We start from the raw sequence: 18,757 nt of genomic DNA, 5'->3' as shown, positions 1-18,757 counted from the left end.
TCGGGTCGGTCGAACGAGACGGTTCGTCTCGCTGCGATGTATCGAGGATGCGGCGAGACGGTGCGTCTTGTCAAGACGGTTCGTCTCGTCTCAGCGCGTTGCTAGATTCGTGCCATGGCTACGACATCCGCGAAGGCGGCCTCCACGAAGACGCCCCCCGACGCCTCCCGCCGCAGCGAGCGCTCCCGCCGCGCGATCCTCTCGGCGAGCATGGAGCTGGTCGGCGAGGTCGGGTACAACAAGCTCACGATCGAGGCCATCGCCTCCCGCGCGGGCGTCGGCAAGCAGACGATCTACCGCTGGTGGCCCTCCAAGGCCGCCGTCCTCCTCGACGCCTTCACCCAGACCACCGACCAGACGCAGGAGGAGTACGCGGAGGGCATCCCCGACACCGGGGACCTGGAGGCCGACCTCAAGGGCGTGCTGTACGCCACCGTGGACGAGTTCACCGACCCCTCCTTCGAGGCCCCCTACCGCGCGCTCGCCATCGCGGGCGCCGCCGACGCCGAGCTGGCCGCGCAGTTCTACGAGCGCCTGTCCGAGCCCGGCCAGCAGGTCTACGAGCGCAGGCTCCGCTCCGCGCAGGAGGCCGGCCAGATCGACCCGGACCTCGACGTGGCGTTCGCCGTCGAGTTCCTGCTCAGCCCCTTCCAGCAGCGCTGGCTCACCCGCTACGGCGAGCTGAGCTACGCGTTCGCCGACCGCCTGGTCGAGATGGCCCTGCGCGCCTTCGCGCCCCCGCCCCGCCACGGCTAGCGGGGCCCGGGGCTCAGCGGGGCAGCGGCTGCCGTACCGCCGGGCGGCCCGCGAGGAGGCCGGGGACGTCCGTGACGATGCCGCGCGCGCCCAGCCGCAGCATCCGGTCCCGGTCGGCCGGGGTGTTCACGGTGTGCGCCCAGATGTGGTGGATCCCCGAGCGCACGGCCCTGCGGATGTGCGGCGCCGGTGTCTGGTAATCGATGCTCAGTATGTTCACGTTCCGCGTCCACCGTTCCGGGTGGTCGCCGGGGAGCTGCCGGGCCGAGCGCCACACCGCCGTCAGCAGCCCCCGCCGGTGCGCGCGGACCGCGAGCCGCAGCCGGTTGGTGTTGAGGTAGACCGAACGCGTCAGCTTCCGGCCCCGCAGCATCGCCGTCATCCGGTCGAGCCCCTTGGGATCCTTCAGCTCCAGCATCAGGGGCGTACGCCCGCCGAACCGCTTGAGGATCTCGTGCAGGGTCGGCGGCCGCTCGGGCACCCACCGCCCGCTCAGCGCGGGCGAGGGCCGGATGCGTACCTTCCGCCAGTCCCGCAGCGTCAGCGCCTTCACCGGCCCGCTCATGTTCGTCGTACGGTCCAGCGTCGCGTCGTGCATGGCGACCAGGGTGCCGTCCTTGAGCATCCTGATGTCGATGTCGAGGACGGGCGCGTAGCCCCGCTCGAAGGTCGCGGTCAGTCCCGACATGCTGTTCTCCGGGACCTCCAGCGCGCCCCCTCGGTGCGCGGTGTAGACGACCTTCGGCAGGGCCTCGGCGCTCGGCGCGCCGTCCGAGGAGGACGAGGCGGACGAGGCCGTGGCGACGGTGGTGGACGAGGCGGCGGTTGCCAGGGTGACCAGAGAGACGAGAATCGCCTTTGTGACCATGCCCACCAAGCTAAGTGCCGATTTTCCGACGTGCCTTGTGAGGCGCCCGGTTGGGTGGCGGGCCGGTGAGCAGGGGCCTGTGGGCCGGTGCCGCCCGCGTACCCCCGCGTGGAGAGGGGTGACGGAAGGGGCGCAGGATAGGGGACGGACATCCGTGATCCGTGGATTCCGGCCTGAGCGCGCCCTTTGCTGCGTACCCTCGGAATTCACGGTTCTCGGTCGCGGAGTGAGGCGGTAGATGGAAAGCGGGAGCAGGTTCGCCCAGTGGCTGCGTCGCAAGGGGGGCCGTCCCCGGCCCGAGGGGTCCGGGCGGCGCTCCCGGGGCGGCGCGGGGAGCGCCGCCGAGGCGGCGCGTGTCCGTGAGGAGCTCCTGCTGACCGCGGCGGCCGCGGGCTTCCCGCTCGCCCCCGCGGCGCACCCGTCCGGGTACGGATGCTCGTGCGTACGCATCGGCTGTCCCACCCCGGGGCGACATCCCGTCTCCTTCGCCTGGCAGACCCAGGCCACCACCGACCGGGCGCAGATCGAGCGCTGGCTGCGCGCCGAGCCGCTGGCCAACTTCGTCACCGCCACCGGCCAGGCCCACGACGTGCTGGACGTCCCGGCCGAGGCCGGATACGCGGCGCTCGGCCAGTTCGAGGCGGCCGAGGCGGCGGAGGGGCCGGGCGCCGACGGCACCGCGCTGGGGCCCGTCGCGCTCGACGGCGGCGACCGGATGCTCTTCTTCACCGCCACGCGGGGCACGCCCGACGACGAGGACGAGTGGTGGCCCTGCGAGCTGGACTGCCACCCCGAGACGATGGACGAGCACCCGGGGCTGCGCTGGCACTGCCGGGGCAGCTATGTGCTTCTGCCTCCGGCGGTTCTGCCGGGGGAGGGGCCCGACGCCACGATCCGCTGGATCCGCCCGCCCGAGCCGGGTGCGCCTATGCCGGAGCCGCTGGCGCTGCTGGCCACGCTGACTGACGCGTGTGCCGTGTACGCCGCCGAGGGCGGCGTGGAAGAGGTCGCGCCCTGGCCTGTGCGATGACGCGCCGCTGGGGTTTCCCCGGTGGCCCGCTGCTGGTCCGCCCCTGACGGGGCGCTTCTACTGCCCTTGGGCCGACGTCAGGCCCGAGATGCGGTTGAGGAAGGTGATCTTGCCGCCGTCCTTCTTCGGGGGGACGGTCACCGTCTGCTCGGCGGTGCGGACGAAGGTCACCGACTGCTTGGGCGTGCCCGAGAGCAGCGCCTTGACCAGGGGATCCTTGATCCGCGGTTTGTAGCCGCGCGGCAGCGTCTGCTTGTGGTGGTGGAGCGTGGAGAAGAAGACCAGCGCCCCGCCGTCCTTGGTGCGCAGCCCGAAGGGGTTGAACTGCGGGGGCCGCGCGGGCTGGTCCACGTACTCGTTCCGTACGTTCTCCCGCTTCATCTGCCGCTCGCGCTGGGCGCGCTGCGCGGTGGTGTGCGGGCCCGGCGCGAAGGCGGCGCCGGAAGCGGAACCGGAACCGGAACCGCCGTTCCGGAGGTAGCGGGTGTACGCCTTGCTCAGCGCGCCCGGCGACACCGTCAGGCCCGAGTCGGCGCCCGTGGGGACGGCCTCGACGTGGCCGTCCTTGCCGGTGGCGAGCTCCGGCATGGCGTCCGGCTGGACGATGGAGAGGTAGGACGCCTTCCACGGCGCGTCCGCGCTGTCGCGCTGGAAGACGAAGAGCCAGCGGCCCGAGCCCTTGCGGTTGCTCGCCGAGTCCGTCACGAAGAACTTCGGCCAGCCCGCCTGCTCCGGGATCAGATAGCGGGTGTCCGTCAGCTTCAGGAACCGGTAGTCCGGGTTGCCCCGGGGCCGGATCTCCTTGCGGGACTTGAGGCCCGCCTGGTCGATGGAGCCGAGCGCGCCCGTCTCGATCGCGGCGTTCAGCTCGGTGTCGTACGCCCGGTTGGCCCGGTTGTTCTTCGCCGTGAAGGTCTTGAGGACCTGCGCGGCCTCGTCCTTGTCGACGGTGGGGACCACCGCCGTCTCGCCGTGCACCGTCACGCATCCCGCGAGGGACGCCGTCAGCGCGGCGGCCAGGACAGCACCCCGCGTCACGCTCTTCACCCGGTGACCCACGCCCACACTCACCTGCACTCCACCCTCTCCCCGCCTCCCCGCCCTCCCCTGCGGCTTTGCGCGAACGCACCCTACCCTGCGGGCGCGCGGCGCGGTCCCCGGACCCCGTGAGAGCATCGGGGTGCGACGGGGGGCCGTTGCCGTCTGCGAGGGACAGGGACTGGTGATGCGTACAACGGGGCTGGCAGAGGCCTGTATCGAGGACGCGGGCAACATCTTGGTTGCGCCTCCGGAACTGCGGGACGACGACGGGGTGAGGGACTTCTTCGGGTCCGTCATCACCCCCGAAGACCTCGCTTCCGGCTCGCCGCCCGACCTCGCGCGCAAGACCGTCTATCTGTGCGGCGACGTGTCCGCGATCGGCGGCCGTCAACTGCGGGAGGCGGACCGGGTGTTCGTCGTCCGGGAACTGGCGCACGGTTTCCGGGAGGAGACCGGCGGTTCCTGGACTCCCGTCGGTCACGGCCGACTTCCCCTCCGCGTGCACGGCGCCGGTGTGTACTACCGCCGGTTCTTCGACCCCGACGCCGATCATTTCGGGCGGATCCGCGCGGAGCACGCGTTCCAGTCCCTGACGGAATCCACCAAGCCGGGGACGGCACGTCGCAGCGGAATCTATCTGACGCCCGTCACGCGCGACGGCGACGAACTGCATTTCCGCCTGCTCCGGTGCTCCACGAATCTCTCCGGGCCGACCGAGAACTTCGGCCCGACCGACACGAGCATCGTCGAGGCGCTGAACCGCGAGGCCGCTTCCGTATTCCGGGGCCACGCACCGCTCAATCACGTCCTCGCGCAGATCTACCACAACACCCGCGCCACGGACGGGCGTAAACAGTCCAAGGCCAAGATCTCGTCCCACGCGGACAAGACCAAGGACATGCCCGGCAACGGCATCATGGCCTTCTGCACCTTCTACGACGGGCTCGACAAGCTGCGCCCCCTCGCCGGAGACCCCTTCGACCACGGCGTGAAGAGCACCAGCGGGCTGACCCAGCTCCGCTTCCGCCTCAAGGAACCGGCGACAGAAAGCGAAGGGGCCGGGCTCCCCGCACAGTTCAGCGTGACGCTCCACCCCGGCTCCGTGTTCTTCATGCCGCTGTCCACCAACCGTCTGTACACCCACGAGATCCGGCCCTCGACGCTGGACGCCACGCAGCTCCCGACCCGGCTGGGATACGTGGTGCGGTGTTCGAGCGCGGAAGCCGTGCACAAGGACGGCCACACGTTCCTCAAGACGGGCGGGGAGCGGGTGAAACTGGGGCCGCCCACGACAGCGGGCATGGACGAGCTGCGCAGGCTGTACGCCGAGGAGAACAGGTCCCCGTCCTTCATCGATTACGGCGACGAATTCCTCTTCAGCATGAATACGGGAGATTACGTTGCCCCCCGAACCTAGGATCGCGGACGAGTTCGTCTCGTACGCCCTGCCCGCCGAGGAGAATCTCTTCACGGAGCTGTCCGCCTCGGTCCGCTGGGAAGACCTGGGAAAAGGACGCCGGGGCGCCGTGCTGACCAGGAGCGAGGAGTCGGGCGGCGTGCCTCTCGTCCGTACCACCACGCGCTACGAGATTCCGGCGCAAGGGTTCCGGGCCGTGCACGAACGGCTGGCGGGGCGGATTCAGGAGCGGGCGGCGCTTCCGGTCGGCCTCGACAACGCCCTCATCGAGAGCTACACGAACGCCTACGCGAAAATGGGCAGCCATTCCGACCAGGCCCTCGACCTGGCCGACGACTCGTTCATCGCCGTCTTCTCCTGCTACGAGCATCCCGAGGCGGGCTCCCCGCCGAGGAAGCTGGTCGTCGAATCGAAGGAGGACGGTGCCGCGTCGGCGGGCGAGAGGTGCGAGATCCCTCTCGTCCACCACGGCGTCGTCGCGTTCTCCGTCGAGGCGAACCGGCGGTTCAAGCACAAGATCGTGCTGGACAGGTCCGTCCCGAGGGCGGACAACCAGTGGCTGGGCGTGACCTTCCGTACGTCGAAGACCCTCGTCCGGTTCCGCGACGGACACGCGTACCTCCCGGAGGGCGCGCGTCTCGTGGCGGCGGACGAGGAACAGCGGCGCGAGTTCTACCGGCTGCGGGGCCGCGAGAACAGGGAAACGGACTTCACGTACCCCCTGTTGACCTACACCCTCAGCGAGAGCGACCTGACGCCGCCCGTCTGACGGGGAGGACCAGCGGCTCGCCCGTACGGGGGTGGGGGAGCACCTCCACGGGCTGCCGGTAGACGCGGCCGAGCAGCTCAGGGTCCAGGACCTCGCCCGGCGTCCCGTACGCCGCCACGCGCCCCTCGTGCAGCACCGCGATCCGGTCCGCGTACGCCGCCGCGAGGCCGAGGTCGTGCAGCACGACGGCGACGGCGTCGCCCGTCGTGGCGCGGTCCCGGCAGACCCGCAGCACCAGCTCCTGGTGGCGCAGGTCGAGTGCGGCGGTCGGCTCGTCCAGCAGCAGGAGCGGGGCGCGTTGCGCGAGCATCCGCGCGAACGCGACCCGCGCGCGCTCGCCGCCGGACAGCGCGGAGAAGGGGCGAGCGGCGAACGCGGCGACCTCCGCCGCCTCCATCGCCTCCGCGACCGTCGCGTCGTCCGCGTCCTCCTCCGCCGTGCCGGCCCATGGGGCGCGGCCCATCCGGACCACCTCCTCCACGGTGAAGGGGAACGCGAGCGTTGCCGCCTGCGGCAGTACGGCCCGCAACATCGCCAACTCCCGCGCGGTCCACTCCTTCGCCGGGCGGCGGTTGATTCTCACCTCGCCGGAGGTGAGGGGGAGGTCGGCGGCGAGAGCGGCCAGGAGGGTCGATTTCCCTGCACCGTTCGGGCCGACGAGCGCCAGCACCTCACGGGGCCGGACCGACAGATCGACGTCCCGCACAACGGGGCTCCCCCCAAGCGAGAGGCTCACCCCTAGCGCCTCCGCAAGCGCATCGGCCCCCGACTCCACATGGGGCGGCGCCCCCTTATGACGGATCCTGAGCATGAGCTGACCTCCGTGAATGAGTGTGCGTACCCGGCGTGGTGGGCTGCGCTTGCCAGCCCTGCGCCTTGCGCAGACCTCCCAAGCACAGAAGGGAGAAGCGGGGATGCGCTTCGTCAGGAGCGCCCCGTCAGGAGCGCCCCGAAGGGGCGCGGGGAACTGCGCGAGCGGCCACGACGCACTCGCACTCGCCGACGCACTCGCACCGTCAACGGCGAATAGGCGCACCCCCTCACGCCCAACCCCCTTGGCGGCGGCGGGTTTTCCTCAATAGCCAGAAGAAGAAGGGGCTGCCGAGGAGGGCGGTCAGGACGCCCAGGGGGAGTTCGGCCGGTTGGGCCACGGTCCGGGCCGCCAGGTCACCGGCGACCAGGACCACCGCGCCGCCCAGCGCGCTCCCGGGAACGAGGAACCTGTGCCCCGGCCCCGCAGCCATCCGCAGGAGATGCGGCACCAGCAGGCCCACGAACGTGATGATCCCGGCAACGGCCACGGCGGCAGCCGTAAGCAGCGCGACGACCAACACCAGCGCGAGACGGAGCCGCTCGACGTCGACGCCGAGATGGCGCGCGGGGCGTTCGCCGAGCGCCAGCAGGTCGAGGCGGCGGGCGTAGCAGGGGGCGATCAGCAGTCCGGCCACCGCACACGGCAGTACGGCCAGCACCTTCGGCCACGTGGCCTGCGCCAGCGAACCGAGCTGCCAGAAGGTGATCTGGGTGATCTGGGCGTTGTCGGCGAAGAAGACGCAGAGCCCGATCAGCGCGCCCGCGAAGGCGTTGACGGCGATGCCGGTGAGGATCAGCGTGACGACCTCCGTACGGCCGCCCGAGCGCGAGAGGGCGTAGACGAGGAGCACCGTCGCGAGCCCGGCCACGAACGCGCAGGCCGTCACCGTCCAGTTGCCGAAGAAGCTGAAGCCGAGCGCGATCGAGGCGACGGCGCCGACCGCGGCGCCGGAGGAGATGCCGATGACGCCGGGCTCGGCGAGCGGGTTGCCGAAGACGCCCTGCATCAGCGCGCCCGCGCACCCGAGCGAGGCCCCGACGAGGGCGGCGAGGACGACGCGCGGCAGCCGTACGTTCCACAGCACGCTCTCCGCGACCCGGTCCAGTTCCGCGCCGCCGAGCCCCGCGCGGTGCAGGACGGAGCCGAGCACGTCGCCCACGGGGATCGCGTACGCGCCGATCCCGGCGGAGAGGACGGCGAGGACGAGCAGTGCGGCGGTCAGGGCCAGGGTGAGGAGGCCCGCCACGCCCCTGCGGCGCGGCGGCGTACGGCTGCTGGCATCCCCGCTCACCGGTGGAGCCTCGCGCTCGGCGAGTGCCGTCACTTGGTGCCGCCCTTGCCGCCGCCCTCGTGGAACTGCGCGGCGAGGTCCTTGAGGACCTTGTCCGTGCGCGGGCCGTAGTTGAGGAGCACGCCGTCGTCGATGGTGGCGATGCGGCGGTCCTGGCCCGCGGGCGTCTCCGCGACGCCGGGGATCTTCAGCAGGCCGTCGACGCCGTTCACGGAGTCCAGCCCCTTCGTCATGACGAGGATGACGTCGGGCGCGGCCTTCGCCAGGGCCTCGCTGGTGATGGCCGTGAAGTCCTTCTTCAGGCCGGACTCCTTGCCCGCGTCCCGGCCGCCCGCCGCCTCGATCAGGGAGGACGCGCCGGAGCGCGAGCCGCCCAGGAGGTAGACGGAGGCGGAGCCGCGGACGTAGAGGAAGGCGACGCGGGGCCGTTGAGCGCCGCCTTCCGGTATGTGGTCGCGAACGGCCTCGATACGGCGGTCCGTTCGCGCGCTCAGCCGGTCGCCCGCCCCGGTCACGCCCAGCGCTGCGGCCACCGCGTCGATACGGCCGTCCACGTCGCCCAGCCCCTGCGCGGGGTCGAGGACGACGAGGGGGACGCCCGCGTCGCGGATCTGGTCGACCGCCTCGGACGGGCCCGTGGTGGTCTCGGCCAGCACGAGGGTCGGCTTCAGCGAGAGCACGCTCTCGGCCGAGACGTCGTGGGCCCGGGTGACCACCGGCAGCTTCCTGGCCTGCGCGAAGGTCGCCGTGATGTCGCGGGCCACGACGTGCTTGCCGAGCCCGAGGCTGTAGACGATCTCCGCGAGGGAGCCGGTCAGCGGGACGATCCGCTCGGCGCTGCGCACCGTGACCGTACGCCCGTCGGCCGACTTCACCTTCGCCGGGAGCTCGGGCTTCGGCGCCGCCCCGGACAGGGGTTCCGCGCGGTCGACGGAGGAGTGCTTCGCGCCGCCGTCCTTCTTCGCGCCCTCGCTCGCCGTGGAGGAGCCGCCGCAGCCGGAGAGGACGAGCGCGAGGGCGGTCGCTGCCGCGAACGCCCCGACGGTGCGGGCTCTTTGGGGCACTTCATGGGCCTTTCCTGCGAGTTGCCGGTTCCGGGGGGTTCCGGCCGAGTCATGGAATAGCTTAGGTTAGCCTTACCTTATTCGCTAGCCCCGGCCGCCCCTGGAGAAACATCGATGCCGTACGCCAGACGCGCTCGCGCCCGTATGCCGCTGCCGACCGCCCTCGCGGTCGTCGTCCCGGCCGCGCTGCTCCCGCTCGCGCTCCCGGCGGGGCCCGCTCACGCGGCGGAACGTACGGTCTCCGGCGGGCGGCTGGACTGGGGCATCAAGTCCTCGTTCCAGAGCTATGTCACGGGCCCCGTCGCGCAGGGCCGCTGGACGCTGAGCGGTGGCGCCGCCACGGCGGGCGAGAGCCAGTTCCGCTTCCACTCGGCCAAGGGCGGCTACGACCCGGACACCGGGAGCCTCGACGCGGGCTTCTCCGGCGGCGTCCACTTCACCGGGCACCGCAGGAACGGCACGAACGCGCTGGACCTCACCATCTCCCGCCCCACCGTCCGCATCTCCGGCAAGGGCTCCGGCACCCTCTACGCCGACATCCGCAGCAAGGCCAAGAGCACCGGGAAGTTCAGCAACACCGCGCAGGTGCCGCTCGCCTCGCTGAACCTCTCCGGCGTGAACATGCGCGGCGGCAGCGGACCGATCACCCTCACCGGCGTCCCCGCCACGCTCACGGCGGAGGGCGCCAAGTCCTTCGCCGGGTACTACAAGGCGGGCACGCGGCTCGACCCCGTCAGCCTCTCCGCCGACGTCCAGCGCCCGGCCGCGCCCGGCAAGAAGAAGGAGAAGGAGAAGAGCAAGGAGGAGAGCAAGGAGAAGCCCGGCAAGGAGAGCCGTGGCGGGCGTATCGAGGACGCGGCCGTCGACTGGGGAGTGCGCCGGACCTTCCGCGAGTACGTCACCGGGCCGATCGCCAAGGGGAAGTGGAAGCTCTCCGACGGCGCGAAGGACGGCGGCGCCCTCTTCCGCTTCCCGCGCGGCACGGGGCAGTACGACGAGCGGGAGGGCACCCTCGAAGCCGACTTCGCCGGAGCCGTGCGCTTCGAGGGCAAGCACCTCGGCCTCACCCTCTCCGCCCTCTCCGTCACGGTGAAGGACGGCAAGGGCACCCTCTCCGCCGACGTCACCGCCAAGGGCCGTACGGAGAAGGCCCGGCCCCTGGTCACGTTCGCGGCGAAGAAGGCGGACCTGAAGCCCGAGAAGGGGCTCGTCGCCCTCAGCGAGACACCGGCCACGCTCACGGCGGAGGGCGCGAAGGCCTTCGCCGGGATGTACGCGAAGGGGGCGAAGATGGACCCCCTCTCGCTCGCCGTCGCACTCGACGACAAGGCCGAACTCCCCGCGCTGCCCGACCTCGGCAGCGGCTCCACTTCCGCCTCCGGGACCTCCGGGGACGACAAACCGGAGCCGAAGCGGGAGAAGCCCGCCAGGACCGAGAACGCCGCGGGCTCCTCCGCCGTCCCGTACGTCGCGACCGGCGCCGGAGCGGCCGTCCTGCTCGCCGCGGGCGTCACCTTCGCGGTCGTACGCAAGCGCCGCGCGGCCTCGCCGTCCACCACGGACTGAACCTCCCCCCAACCCCCTCCCACCTCACCGTCAGGAGACTCACGAACCATGACCGTCACCGCTCGCCCCCGTCCCCGCCGTCCTCGCGCCGCCGCGCTCGCCGTCGTCACGGCGGCGGCCACCGTCCTGGGCGTCACCGCGTTCGCGCCTCCCGTGCACGCGGCCCCGGGCGCCCCCGCCGCCGGGATCCCGCTCACGGACGGCACGCTGGACTGGGGCATCAAGAAGTCGTTCCGCGACTACCTCACGGGCCCGATAGCCGACGGCAAGATCACGGTCGCCGACGGCGCGGAGACCAACGCCGACGGCTCGTTCCGCTTCACCGGCGGCAAGGGCTCGTACGACACGGGCGAGCACGCGGTCGACTCCGCCTTCCAGGGCAGCGTCCATCTCTACGGCCACAAGGGCGCGCTCGACATCGAGCTCAGCGACCTGAAGATGGTCACGAAGGGCAAGAGCGGCGCCCTCTCGGCCGATGTGACGACGCCGAAGGAGAAGAAGAACGACGTCGAACTGGCCACCCTCGACCTCTCCGAGGTCAAGCCGGGGCAGGGCGAGGGCGGCGCGATGACGTTCGCGGACATCCCGGCGACCCTGACCGAGGGCGGCTCGGACGCCTTCGAGGGCTACTACAAGAAGGGCGAGAAGCTCGACCCGGTCACCCTCGCGGTCCGCGCCGACGCGGGCGGCAGCACGGGCGGTTCGGGCGGTGGAACCGGTGGAACCGGTGGTACGGGCGGGACCGGCGGCTCTACGGGAACGGGCGGCAACGGCTCCGGCTCGACCGGAGGTTCCGGTTCCACTGGCTCGGGCTCGACCGGCGGTTCCGGCTCTTCCGGCTCGACCGGCGGCTCCGGCGGTACTGGCGGGTCCGGCAGCGGCAATGCCGCCTCCGGCTCGATCGTCGACGGCAATCTCGACTGGGGCGTGAAGAAGTCGTTCCGCGACTACATCACCGGCCCGATCGCGAAGGGCAAGGCGGAGCTGTCCGGCGGCGCGCAGAAGACCTCCGGCGGTTACCGCTTCCCCAAGGGCAGCGGCACGGCGGAGAAGAACTCCCTCGACGCCGCGTTCAAGGGCGGCGTGCGCTTCCTCGGCCACAAGGAGAGCGGCGAGTACGTCCTCGACCTCACCTTCTCGCAGCTCAAGGTCGAGGCGAAGGGCACCAAGGGGAGCCTGGTCTCCGATGTGAAGGCCAAGGACCGCGAGACCGGCAAGGTCTCCACGTACGACAACCTCACCGTCGCGACCCTCAAGCTGCCGTCCGGCGCGCTGGACGCCAAGAAGGACGTCGTCACGGTGAAGAAGGCCCCGGCCACGCTCACCAAGAGCGGCGCGAAGGCGTTCGGCGGCTTCTACAAGGCGGGCGACACGCTCGACCCGGTCACCGCCTCCGTCTCGCTCGACGAGAACGCCAAGCTGCCCGGCGCGGGCGCGGGCAGCGGCTCGGACTCCGGCTCCGGCTCCGGCTCCCAGGCCGGGAGCGGCGGCTCCGAGGACGGCGGTGCGTCCGGCGACGCGACCGGCGGCGCCGGAACCGTCGGCGGCTCGGGCGAGGCGGGCAGCGACATCGGCACCGACGGTGCCCTCGCCTCGACCGGCGCTGACATCCCCTCCGGCGCGCTGATGGGCGGCGCGGCAGCGCTGGCCGTGCTGGGCGGCGCGGCCGTCTTCGCCGCGCGCCGCCGCGACGGCGGCGCCACCAGGACCGCCCCGACCGAGAGCTGACGGTCCAGCTCTCCGCAGGAGCGGGCCGTGCCCGCCGGTCTCCCCACCGGCGCGCACGGCCCGCTCTCTTTCTTTCTCTCCGGGCGGCTTGACGGCTAACGGCGTTAGCCGTACCGTCGTAGACGTAGCTAACAACGTTAGCCCGACGAAGCCGAGAAGGAGACCCCCGATGAGCTCCGCGACCCCCGCCGCCTCCAGCCCCCACCCCGCCCACCCCCGGATCGGCGCCCTCGCCGCCGTCCGCCGCGGCGCCTGGCTGGTCAACGGCCTGTTCTGGACGGCCTTCGCGGTCCTGGAGGGCGTCAACCACGGCTGGCTCGCCGTCGTCCTCGCGATCGTCTTCTTCCTCGCCCCCGACGCCGCGCTCTTCATCGGCCACGGCGACGGGCGTACGGAGCGGGGCCAGCTCCCGCGCCGCGCGGTGCCGTTCTACAACGCGGCCCACCGGGCCCTCGTCCCCGTCGCGCTGATCGTGGCCTATACGGTCACCCCGATCGACTGGGCACCGCTCTTCGCCGGGTTCTGCGGCTGGCTGGCCCACATCTCGTACGACCGCGCGCTCGGTTACGGGCTGCGGAACAAGGAAGGCTTCCAGCGTGGCTGACCAGACCAACGGGCGCTCCCCGCGCGCCCAGCAGATCGTCGAGACCGCCCGCGCGCTCCTGGAGGAGGAGGGCGTGGGTGCCCTCACGATGCGCCGCCTCGCCGACCGCCTCGGCATCAAGGCCCCGTCCCTCTACAAGCACTTCCCGGACAAGCGCGCGGTCGAGGTCGCGCTGATCTCCCTGCTCTTCGAGGAGCTGGCCGAGGCCTTGGAGGCCGCCGAGGCCGCGGAGGCCGACAGCTCCGGCGCGCGCGACCCGCTGACGGAGCTGTTCGCCGCCTACCGGACGTACGCCCTCGCGCACCCGCATCTCTACCGGCTCTCGACCGAGGGCCCCCTGCCGCGCGAGGCGCTGCCCGAGGGGCTGGAGGAGCGCGCCGCGATGCCGCTGGTGCGGGTCTGCGACGGGTCCGAGCATCTCTCCCGCGCCGTCTGGGCGTTCGCGCACGGCATGGTGGCCCTGGAGATCCACGGCCGGTTTCCCCCCGGAGCCGACCTCGACAAGGCCTGGCGCACCGGCCTGGCCGCCTTCTCCGGCTGAGCGGCAGCCGTCCCAGGCACCCCCTACGTGCCCTCGACCGGAGGATTGAGGCGCGCGAACCCCTTCTGCGGTCCGCGGTAGAGGAAGTAGGGGTAGGCGGCGGTGCGGAGGCTCGCGGCGTTCAGGCGCTCCAGCTGCTCGCCGGTCAGGCTCCAGCCGACCGCGCCGAGGTTCTGCCGCAGCTGCTCCTCGTCCCGGGCGCCGATGATGACCGAGGCCACCGTCGGGCGGCGCAGCAGCCAGTTGAGGGCGATCTGCGGGACCGTCCGCCCGGTCTCCGCCGCGATCTCGTCGAGGACGTCGACGACGCGGAAGAGCAGCTCGTCCTCGACGGGCGGGGCGAGCGCGGCCGTCCCGTGCAGCCGGCTCCGCTCCGGCAGCGGCGCCCCGCGCCGTACCCGCCCCGTCAGCCGCCCCCAGCCGAGCGGGCTCCACACCAGGGCCCCCACGCCCTGGTCGAGGCCGAGGGGCATCAGCTCCCACTCGTAGCCCCGGCTGACGAGGGAGTAGTGGACCTGGTGGGCGCAGTACCGCGGATAGCCGTACCGCTCGGCCACCCCCAGCGACTTCATCAGCTCCCAGCCCGCGAAGTTGGAGACCCCCACGTACCGGATCTTGCCCGCTCTGACCAGGTCGTCGAGGGTGGACAGCGTCTCCTCGACGGGCGTGGCCGCGTCGAAGGCGTGCAGATGGAAGAGGTCGATACGGTCGGTGCCCAGGCGGCGCAGCGCCTCGTCCACCGAGGTGAGCAGCCGGGCCCGGGAGGTCCCCGCGTCCTGCGGCCCCTCGCCCGTGGGCAGGCCCGCCTTGGTCGCGACGAGCGCCTCGTCGCGGCGCCCCTTGAGCGCCTGCCCGAGCACCTCCTCCGACGCGCCGTCCGAGTAGACGTCGGCCGTGTCGAACAGGGTGACCCCGGCGTCGAGACAGATGCCGACGAGCCGCCGCGCCTCGGCCACGTCGGTCGTGCCCCAGTGCCCGAACAGCTCGCCCTTCCCCGCGAACGTCCCCGTGCCCAGGGCCAGGACCGGCACCCGCAGGCCGGACGCGCCGAGCTGACGGTGTTCCATCAGTGCTCCTCCCCGTCGATCCCGTCGGTCCTGTCGATCCTGTCGATACGCCCCAGTTCCCGCACGGCCCGTTCCGCGTCCCCGCCGAAGGAGTCCAGGAGCATGTGCGTCCACCGCTCCAGTCCGGCCCCGAAGCACGCGGAGTACGCGAACTCGCCGTCCGGGAGGCGGATGCCGCAGCGCTCCCCGAAGAAGTTGCGGTGCTGGTTGACGGAGGCCACGGCGAGGTCTCCGTCGTAGACCAGCTCCTCCTTGAGCCGGGACATGCGCTGCATGACCGCGCGCGAGCCCTCTGCCTCGAAGAACGGGTCGGAGGCCGGGAGCAGCCGGGCCTCGGTCCCCAGCCGTCCGGCGACCCGGGCCACCCACTCCCGGCTCTCCCCGGCGAAGCGCTCGGCGCTCTCCCGGGTGCCGAGGTGGACGATCTCCCGCATGTGGAACGTGCGCAGCCGCCGGAGACCGGAGTAGTGGGACTCGGCGCGCGCGCAGAGTGCGCGGGTGGTGAGCAGGACGGGTGCGTCGAGCGTGCGCCCGGAGTGGGCGAAGTACGCGCCGTAGCAGGCCGCGGAGGGCAGCACGAGGTCCGCGGGCGCCAGGTGTGCGCTCGGGATCACGTCTCCGGTGACCGCCGAGTGCGCCTCGGGCGTGAGGGTGGTGACGACGTTGACGAGCTGGGGGAAGTTGGCGAAGTAGTCGATCCTGGCCAGGTCGCGCGCGGCGAGCATCGCCGGGAGGCCGATCTCCTCGGCGCCCATGTGCCGCGCCCGGCGCGAGACGAGCGTGTCGACGGCGGTCATCACGGAGACCTCCGCGCTCCCCAGCACCGGCAGCCCGTCGGCACTGGCGGTTCCCGGGGGCGGGCTCATCCCTCCGCGCCCGCGAAGTGCGTGTCCACGATGGCGCGCAGCGTGCGGAAGGAGTCGATGTCCTGGTCGGCCGGGTCGATGGGGGAGCCGCGCAGGTCCTCGATGTAGCGCAGGAACTGCACGAACTGGAGCGAGGTGACGGTACGCGTCTCCACGATGTCCAGGTCCTCGGGGATCTCCGACATCTCTGGGTTCTTCTCGATGATCCAGGTGGCGAGCTTCTCGATGACAGGGCCGGACATGGTCCACTCCTTCGTGACGTGTGCGGTCGTGCCGTCAGGCGAACGTCATGGTCAGATGCGGGGCGTGCCGGAACGAGTGGCCCCGCTCCCTGTCGCTGCCCGGGGTGACGGTCAGGGTCGTGAAGCGCCGGGCCACGCGCGTACAGATCTCGGCGAGTTCGGCCTCGGCGAGGTGGAGGCCGGGGCACGCGTGCGGGCCCGAGGCGAAGGCGAGGGAGCTCTTCTCGGCGCGCAGCGGGCGGAAGGCGTCGGGCTCCGCGAACTCCCGCCCGTCCCGGTTCGCGCTCGCGAGGGAGAAGAGGAGGGGCTCGCGGCGCCGCACGGGCACGCCGTGCAGCCGCAGGTCCCGCCGCGCGAAGCGCAGCACCGAGTGGACGGGGGGCCGCAGCCGCAGGGCCTCCCGTACGACGTCCGTCGCCCCGTCGCCCTCGCGGCACCGGGCGTACGCCTCGGGGTGCGTGGCCAGCGTGTGGAGCACGGTGGTGAGGGCCGCGATGCCGGTCTCCGTGCCCGCCAGCAGCACGAGGAGGAAGGTCGCCAGGATCTCCGTGACGTCGAACCCCGCCTCCGCCGTGCGCATCGTGTCGAGGATGCGGCGGGTCATGCTGTCGGGAGGGACCCGGTCGTGGGCGATGATCCCCCGGAAGTACGCCTCGACGACCGCCTTCGCGCGCGCGACGTCCGCCGAGGTGTCGGGCGGATAGTCGAGGGTCCCGGCGATCGGGCGCATCCGCGCGTAGAGCCACTCCGCGTCCTCGCGCGGCAGGCCCATGAGTGCGCACATCAGCCGGTACGGGATCACCGCCGACACCTCGGCGACCACGGGCGTCTCCCGCCCCGGCTCGATGCCGTCCACCACCTCGTCGACGAGGGGGAGCAGCGTCGGCCGGAGCAGCGCGCGGACCGCGCGCGGCCCCAGGAGCGGGGCGAGGTAGCTCCGGAACTCGCGGTGCGCGGCGCCGTCGAGGTCGAGCAGGTTGTGCCCGAACGTCCGGCGGCTCGTGCGGAACGGGAAGTCCGTGACGACGTCCTCGTGGACGAGCCCGTCCCGGACCGCCGCGTGGCCGACGACCACATGGCAGCGGGCGGGCTCGGAGTAGTGGACGGGCCCCCGCTCCCGCAGCGCGCGGTAGACCGCCCACGGGTCGGCCTGGAACTCCGGGGCGTGGAAGTCGAAGAGCGCGCCGGTCATCAGGTGACCTTGCGGCTGTAGTTGAAGACCTGGCCGGTCGGGCCGTTGGACGGGAGCTCCGCGAGCGCGGCGATCCAGCCGGCGGCCGTACGGGCGGACTTCAGCCACTGGGTGCCGTAGCCCGCGTTGAGCAGCGGAAGGAATCTCTCGTCCACGCCGTCCCCCTGTCCGTCCGTGATCATCTGTGTGGCGACGGGGCCTGGGCGCACCTCGTTGGAGGTGATCCCGTCCGCTGCGAACTCCACGGAGCACGCGCGCATGAGCGAGGTCATGGCCGCCTTGCTGGCGGCGTACGGCCACCGCCCCGGCTCGAACCCGTTCGCGGTGCTCGACCCCACGAAGACGAGCGCGCCGCCGCCGTTCTCCCGCAGCACCGGGACCGCCGCCTGCACGAGGTGGAGCGCGGTGCCGACGTTGGAGGCGTAGACCTCGGCGGCCGTGCTCCACGGCACCTCGGTGAGGGGCTGCTCCGGCGGTGACGTACCGGCGTTGAGGATCACGGCGCGCAGGCCGCGCGCGACCTCCCCGTCGATACGGCGCAGGGCTTCCCGTACGGCCTTCCCGTCCCGCAGATCGGCCCGGAGGTCCAGGTACGCGGGGTTCTCCGCGAGCGCGGGGCTGCCCCGCCGGGAGAGCCCCACGACGTGGTGGTCCCGCCGCAGGAACTCCTCGGCGACGGCCTCGCCGATCCCCGACGAGGCACCGGACACGAGCACGCTCCTCACCGGCCTCGGCCTCCCCCTGCGAAACGGGAGCGGTACCGGTACGCCCTGTCCCGGAGGAACGGGCCCCGGGGCGAGAAGAGCGGAGCGAGTCCTTCCGGGACGGGCAGGGGGCGGCTCACGCCGTGCTCCTCCTCCGCACCCGCGAGCCAGGAGCGCTCGGCGCGCAGCGCTGCGCGGGTCAGCCGGTGCAGGGCCTCCCGCTCGTGCGCCGTCAGGCCGTGGAGACGGTCGCCCGGCGCGACGCCGGGCAGCGCGGGCACGGGCTCCCCCTCCAGGGTGACGAAGGGGCCGAGCGCGACGTCGCCGGTCGCCGCCGAGACGACGAGGGTGCCGTCCCGGGCGCTGATCACCGTGCCGGGCGCGGCGGTCGGCGCCTCGGTCACCACCCGGGAGCGCAGCGGGATGAAGAAGGCGTCACCGGCGCGCAGTCTGGTGACGCCGAACGGATTGTCCCGGGACCCGAAATCCGTGGCGCGCACCGCCGCGTCGACGCGCCGCGCGGGCCATTCCCAGGAGATGACGGAGTCGGGACGTTCGCGCAGGGTGTGCTGGGTGCGCCGGGACAGGTCCTGCGGCGTGCGCACGTACCGCCCGGTCGCCAGCTCGTCCACCAGCTCCTCGAAAAGGGTGACGGCGGTGAGGAAGCACCGGATGTCCAGGCTCGCCGCCGTCTCCGCGGAACCCAGGGGGAATCGGCACTGCTTGACGACGTCGCCGCTGTCGAAAAGGGGCGCCATCACATGCCAGGTGACGCCGTGCTCCTTCTCCTCGTCGGCTATCGCCCAGCTCGTCGCATAGCGCCCCGCTAATCGAGGTAGAGGCGAGTCGTGCACATTGAGCGCGAACTCACGGGGAAGCGCGAGCAGTTCCCCGGGGACGATGAAGTAATTGCCGACGCTGAAAAGGAAGTCGACGGCATCGAGGGAGGAGACGTCCACGGTCACGCCCGGTCCCTGCGCCACCGCCGCGATTTTCCGGTCCTCGGCCCACGCGGCGACATCGGGGTCCGAGGTGATGACGGCGCGGATGTCGTGACCGGAATTCAGCAGGACATCGGCGCACGCGATGAGAAGGTTGTTGTCTCCGACGAGAATGCAGTCGATCCGCTGGCTCACCACAATTCGACCATGGTGGTTCACGTGACGACCGCTCGTCAAGGTGTATAACTCACGGGCC

At 72.1% G+C, this 18,757-nt stretch carries 19 protein-coding genes; 8 read left to right on the top strand and 11 right to left on the bottom strand.

Annotated features, from left to right (window positions below; translation table 11 throughout):
- Nucleotides 1-114 precede the first annotated feature (114 nt).
- Nucleotides 115-756, top strand: coding sequence for a TetR/AcrR family transcriptional regulator (locus ACGF3A_RS21485; protein WP_393731808.1), 642 nt, complete (start codon nucleotides 115-117; stop codon nucleotides 754-756).
- Between the two features lie 13 nt (nucleotides 757-769).
- On the opposite strand, the gene ACGF3A_RS21480 is transcribed toward ACGF3A_RS21485, so the two are convergent.
- Nucleotides 770-1,624: a glycerophosphodiester phosphodiesterase gene (locus ACGF3A_RS21480; protein ID WP_393731807.1), complete on the bottom strand. Its 855-nt coding sequence runs from the start codon at nucleotides 1,622-1,624 to the stop codon at nucleotides 770-772.
- 238 nt (nucleotides 1,625-1,862) lie between these two features.
- Between ACGF3A_RS21480 and ACGF3A_RS21475 the strand changes: the two genes are divergently transcribed.
- A complete protein-coding gene (locus ACGF3A_RS21475) occupies nucleotides 1,863-2,654 on the top strand; it encodes a bifunctional DNA primase/polymerase (protein ID WP_393731806.1) in 792 nt (263 codons plus the stop codon).
- A 57-nt stretch (nucleotides 2,655-2,711) separates the two neighbouring features.
- Here ACGF3A_RS21475 and ACGF3A_RS21470 read toward each other — a convergent pair whose 3' ends face one another.
- Nucleotides 2,712-3,692 carry a hypothetical protein gene (locus ACGF3A_RS21470; RefSeq protein WP_393731805.1) on the bottom strand — a complete coding sequence of 327 codons (981 nt, stop codon included), beginning with the start codon at nucleotides 3,690-3,692 and terminating at the stop codon, nucleotides 2,712-2,714.
- A 187-nt stretch (nucleotides 3,693-3,879) separates the two neighbouring features.
- Here ACGF3A_RS21470 and ACGF3A_RS21465 point away from each other — a divergent pair, with 187 nt between their 5' ends.
- Together ACGF3A_RS21465 and ACGF3A_RS21460 are read left to right on the top strand one after the other, a co-directional pair.
- On the top strand, nucleotides 3,880-5,112 hold the full coding sequence (locus ACGF3A_RS21465) for a hypothetical protein (protein ID WP_393731920.1): 1,233 nt from the start codon (nucleotides 3,880-3,882) through the stop codon (nucleotides 5,110-5,112).
- On the top strand, nucleotides 5,096-5,881 hold the full coding sequence (locus ACGF3A_RS21460; protein WP_393731804.1) for a hypothetical protein: 786 nt from the start codon (nucleotides 5,096-5,098) through the stop codon (nucleotides 5,879-5,881). Before ACGF3A_RS21465 ends, ACGF3A_RS21460 begins: the two co-directional genes overlap by 17 nt.
- On the opposite strand, the gene ACGF3A_RS21455 is transcribed toward ACGF3A_RS21460, so the two are convergent.
- The 3 genes from ACGF3A_RS21455 to ACGF3A_RS21445 all read right to left on the bottom strand — a co-directional run bounded on the left by ACGF3A_RS21455 (nucleotide 5,850) and on the right by ACGF3A_RS21445 (nucleotide 9,050).
- A complete protein-coding gene (locus tag ACGF3A_RS21455; protein ID WP_393731803.1) occupies nucleotides 5,850-6,692 on the bottom strand; it encodes a heme ABC transporter ATP-binding protein in 843 nt (280 codons plus the stop codon). The two genes, ACGF3A_RS21460 and ACGF3A_RS21455, sit on opposite strands and share 32 nt — an antisense overlap.
- 229 nt (nucleotides 6,693-6,921) lie before the next feature.
- Nucleotides 6,922-7,986 carry a FecCD family ABC transporter permease gene (locus ACGF3A_RS21450; RefSeq protein ID WP_393731802.1) on the bottom strand — a complete coding sequence of 355 codons (1,065 nt, stop codon included), beginning with the start codon at nucleotides 7,984-7,986 and terminating at the stop codon, nucleotides 6,922-6,924.
- A 29-nt stretch (nucleotides 7,987-8,015) separates the two neighbouring features.
- Nucleotides 8,016-9,050: a hemin ABC transporter substrate-binding protein gene (locus ACGF3A_RS21445; RefSeq protein WP_393731801.1), complete on the bottom strand. Its 1,035-nt coding sequence runs from the start codon at nucleotides 9,048-9,050 to the stop codon at nucleotides 8,016-8,018.
- A gap of 114 nt (nucleotides 9,051-9,164) precedes the next feature.
- Here ACGF3A_RS21445 and ACGF3A_RS21440 point away from each other — a divergent pair, with 114 nt between their 5' ends.
- From ACGF3A_RS21440 to ACGF3A_RS21425, 4 genes are all read left to right on the top strand, one after another.
- Complete coding sequence (locus ACGF3A_RS21440; RefSeq protein ID WP_393731800.1) at nucleotides 9,165-10,616, top strand: HtaA domain-containing protein; 1,452 nt, start codon at nucleotides 9,165-9,167, stop codon at nucleotides 10,614-10,616.
- Between the two features lie 48 nt (nucleotides 10,617-10,664).
- Nucleotides 10,665-12,344, top strand: a complete 1,680-nt coding sequence (locus ACGF3A_RS21435) for an HtaA domain-containing protein (RefSeq protein WP_393731799.1) — start codon at nucleotides 10,665-10,667, stop codon at nucleotides 12,342-12,344.
- Nucleotides 12,345-12,513: 169 nt separating this feature from the next.
- Nucleotides 12,514-12,948, top strand: a complete 435-nt coding sequence (locus ACGF3A_RS21430; protein WP_393731798.1) for a DUF4260 family protein — start codon at nucleotides 12,514-12,516, stop codon at nucleotides 12,946-12,948.
- Nucleotides 12,941-13,489 carry a TetR/AcrR family transcriptional regulator gene (locus ACGF3A_RS21425; protein ID WP_393731797.1) on the top strand — a complete coding sequence of 183 codons (549 nt, stop codon included), beginning with the start codon at nucleotides 12,941-12,943 and terminating at the stop codon, nucleotides 13,487-13,489. Before ACGF3A_RS21430 ends, ACGF3A_RS21425 begins: the two co-directional genes overlap by 8 nt.
- A gap of 23 nt (nucleotides 13,490-13,512) precedes the next feature.
- Here the strand turns inward: ACGF3A_RS21425 and ACGF3A_RS21420 are convergent, their stop codons facing one another.
- Genes ACGF3A_RS21420 through ACGF3A_RS21395 form a run of 6 tightly spaced genes read right to left on the bottom strand, consistent with a single transcriptional unit; the run spans nucleotide 13,513 to nucleotide 18,699 of the window.
- On the bottom strand, nucleotides 13,513-14,556 hold the full coding sequence (locus ACGF3A_RS21420; protein WP_393731796.1) for an aldo/keto reductase: 1,044 nt from the start codon (nucleotides 14,554-14,556) through the stop codon (nucleotides 13,513-13,515).
- Nucleotides 14,556-15,422: a hypothetical protein gene (locus ACGF3A_RS21415; RefSeq protein ID WP_393731795.1), complete on the bottom strand. Its 867-nt coding sequence runs from the start codon at nucleotides 15,420-15,422 to the stop codon at nucleotides 14,556-14,558. Before ACGF3A_RS21415 ends, ACGF3A_RS21420 begins: the two co-directional genes overlap by 1 nt.
- A complete protein-coding gene (locus ACGF3A_RS21410; protein WP_393731794.1) occupies nucleotides 15,419-15,664 on the bottom strand; it encodes an acyl carrier protein in 246 nt (81 codons plus the stop codon). The genes ACGF3A_RS21415 and ACGF3A_RS21410 overlap by 4 nt, the downstream gene beginning before the upstream one ends.
- Before the next feature lie 34 nt (nucleotides 15,665-15,698).
- A complete protein-coding gene (locus ACGF3A_RS21405; RefSeq protein ID WP_393731793.1) occupies nucleotides 15,699-16,856 on the bottom strand; it encodes a cytochrome P450 in 1,158 nt (385 codons plus the stop codon).
- Nucleotides 16,856-17,566, bottom strand: a complete 711-nt coding sequence (locus ACGF3A_RS21400) for an SDR family oxidoreductase (RefSeq protein WP_393731792.1) — start codon at nucleotides 17,564-17,566, stop codon at nucleotides 16,856-16,858. Before ACGF3A_RS21400 ends, ACGF3A_RS21405 begins: the two co-directional genes overlap by 1 nt.
- A gap of 11 nt (nucleotides 17,567-17,577) precedes the next feature.
- Nucleotides 17,578-18,699, bottom strand: coding sequence for a formyltransferase family protein (locus tag ACGF3A_RS21395; protein WP_393731791.1), 1,122 nt, complete (start codon nucleotides 18,697-18,699; stop codon nucleotides 17,578-17,580).
- Nucleotides 18,700-18,757: the final 58 nt, after the last annotated feature.

The sequence above is a fragment of the Streptomyces sp. NPDC048172 genome, assembly GCF_043202595.1.
In the GTDB taxonomy this organism is placed as follows: domain Bacteria; phylum Actinomycetota; class Actinomycetes; order Streptomycetales; family Streptomycetaceae; genus Streptomyces.
This window is presented reverse-complemented; position numbering and strand designations above follow the sequence as displayed.

What these genes read in the sequence shown, in the direction of transcription:
- ACGF3A_RS21485 (WP_393731808.1), top strand. Translation starts at nt 115, where the DNA reads ATGGCTACGACATCCGCGAAGGCGGCCTCCACGAAGACGCCCCCCGAC.
- ACGF3A_RS21480 (WP_393731807.1), bottom strand. Translation starts at nt 1,624, where the DNA reads ATGGTCACAAAGGCGATTCTCGTCTCTCTGGTCACCCTGGCAACCGCC.
- ACGF3A_RS21475 (WP_393731806.1), top strand. Translation starts at nt 1,863, where the DNA reads ATGGAAAGCGGGAGCAGGTTCGCCCAGTGGCTGCGTCGCAAGGGGGGC.
- ACGF3A_RS21465 (WP_393731920.1), top strand. Translation starts at nt 3,880, where the DNA reads ATGCGTACAACGGGGCTGGCAGAGGCCTGTATCGAGGACGCGGGCAAC.
- ACGF3A_RS21455 (WP_393731803.1), bottom strand. Translation starts at nt 6,692, where the DNA reads ATGCTCAGGATCCGTCATAAGGGGGCGCCGCCCCATGTGGAGTCGGGG.
- ACGF3A_RS21440 (WP_393731800.1), top strand. Translation starts at nt 9,165, where the DNA reads ATGCCGTACGCCAGACGCGCTCGCGCCCGTATGCCGCTGCCGACCGCC.
- ACGF3A_RS21435 (WP_393731799.1), top strand. Translation starts at nt 10,665, where the DNA reads ATGACCGTCACCGCTCGCCCCCGTCCCCGCCGTCCTCGCGCCGCCGCG.
- ACGF3A_RS21430 (WP_393731798.1), top strand. Translation starts at nt 12,514, where the DNA reads ATGAGCTCCGCGACCCCCGCCGCCTCCAGCCCCCACCCCGCCCACCCC.
- ACGF3A_RS21420 (WP_393731796.1), bottom strand. Translation starts at nt 14,556, where the DNA reads ATGGAACACCGTCAGCTCGGCGCGTCCGGCCTGCGGGTGCCGGTCCTG.
- ACGF3A_RS21415 (WP_393731795.1), bottom strand. Translation starts at nt 15,422, where the DNA reads ATGAGCCCGCCCCCGGGAACCGCCAGTGCCGACGGGCTGCCGGTGCTG.
- ACGF3A_RS21410 (WP_393731794.1), bottom strand. Translation starts at nt 15,664, where the DNA reads ATGTCCGGCCCTGTCATCGAGAAGCTCGCCACCTGGATCATCGAGAAG.
- ACGF3A_RS21405 (WP_393731793.1), bottom strand. Translation starts at nt 16,856, where the DNA reads ATGACCGGCGCGCTCTTCGACTTCCACGCCCCGGAGTTCCAGGCCGAC.